General features: G+C 48.0%; 1 protein-coding gene and 1 pseudogene. One reads left to right on the top strand and one right to left on the bottom strand.

Translation table 11 applies throughout. The annotated features are described in order from the left end of the window. On the bottom strand, positions 1 to 860 hold an 860-nt coding region (locus C5469_RS22675), incomplete at its 3' end, for an RNA-guided endonuclease InsQ/TnpB family protein (protein WP_166310944.1). Positions 861 to 918: 58 nt separating this feature from the next. Between C5469_RS22675 and tnpA the strand changes: the two are divergent. Beyond that, positions 919 to 1322: pseudogene (gene tnpA / locus C5469_RS22670) on the top strand (IS200/IS605 family transposase). Positions 1323 to 1403: the final 81 nt, after the last annotated feature.

Here is a 1403-nt window from a genome sequence, read left to right as displayed (position 1 = left end):
GCCGTGCCTTTCGCTGACTTCGACATGTGACTGACCTTCAAATCTTCAATCACGATCATCGCGTGGTTTTTGCTTATTTTCGTGGTGGTCTTATGAAGGTAGTCGCGGCGAATATTAGCAATATGCGCGTGCAGACGCTGAATTTTTCGCTTCTGTTTCTGCCAATTGGCGCTAAACTTAACTTTGCGGCTTAACTGTCTCTGGCGCTTCGCCAGCTTGCGCTGGCGGGTTTTAAAACTGTTGACCGGTTCGTATATCGTACCGTCTGAGAGCGTCGCCAGTTTTGATATCCCGGCATCCAGACCCACCATTGTTGTTGATTCGTGGGGGGGCTCAGAGGCTTCTATCTCGACTTGAAACGACACATACCACTTACCCGCTGACTGGCTGATCGTGGCGTTTTTGATTTTGCCGTTCACCTCCTGCGATTGCCGGAACTTTATCCATCCGAGTCCAGAAGGCAGCCTGACTCTGCGATTTTCAAGGAGACAATATTTTTCAAAATTGACGAACCGGATTGAATCCCTGCCGTCATTTTTTCGTTTCCATACAGGCGCTTTCGCCGCCAGTGTTTTATCAAAGCAACGCCTCCATGCCCCCTGTAAGTCTTTCAGTTTTTGTTGAAGGTTATCGGTGTAAGCTTCCTGTAAGAAGGCGTATTCCGGTGTTTTTTTCCACCCCGTGAGCATGCGGTTTAGTTCAAACGCGGAAGGAAGTTTTCCGCCAGAATCCAGAATGTGTTTTGTTACCTCAAGCCCGTGATTCCAGACAAAACGAGCACACCCGCATAACTGCCGCAAACGCGGCGACTGTTCTTCAGTTGGCTCTAGTCTGAACTTGTAGGCTTTCAGTATTAGCATTATCATTCAGTGTGTAGTAGGTTTATTCTCTATTTTACTGTGCCTTCGGCTAACTTCAATGCAAAAATACAAAATTAATCGTTCACGACATGCCGCCTTTCTTTTGCATGTCCATCTTGTGTTTGTGACAAAATACCGTAGAAAGATTCTTGGCGAGCGACACTCTGCAGCCTTTCATCAGTATGCAGGTGAAATCTGCCGTGACTTCGGCGCAGAACTTAAAGAAAGTCACGGCGATTTAGATCATGTTCATATGCTGATTGAGTATCCACCGACCATTCAGCTATCGGTATTGGTTAACTCGCTGAAAGCAGTCACCTCCCGTCGCTTACGTAATGAGTTTCTGGACTTACGCGGAGCATACGGAAGGCAGTTCTCTGGTCTCGCTCCTACTTTGCGGGTTCATGCGGTGGAGCACCACTGGAAGTGGTGAAACAATACATTCAACATCAGCGTGGCTGATGATTCTACGGGCTTTTCAAGCCCGTCCAAATTCCCCTCCCGCCTGATGTCGGCGGGAGTACCCTTTGGAGGTAAAGATGG

The organism is Photorhabdus cinerea, assembly GCF_011189575.1.
In the GTDB taxonomy this organism is placed as follows: Bacteria; Pseudomonadota; Gammaproteobacteria; order Enterobacterales; family Enterobacteriaceae; genus Photorhabdus; species Photorhabdus cinerea.
Note: the sequence above shows the minus strand (reverse complement) of the source record. Positions and strands in the feature narration are given on the sequence as shown.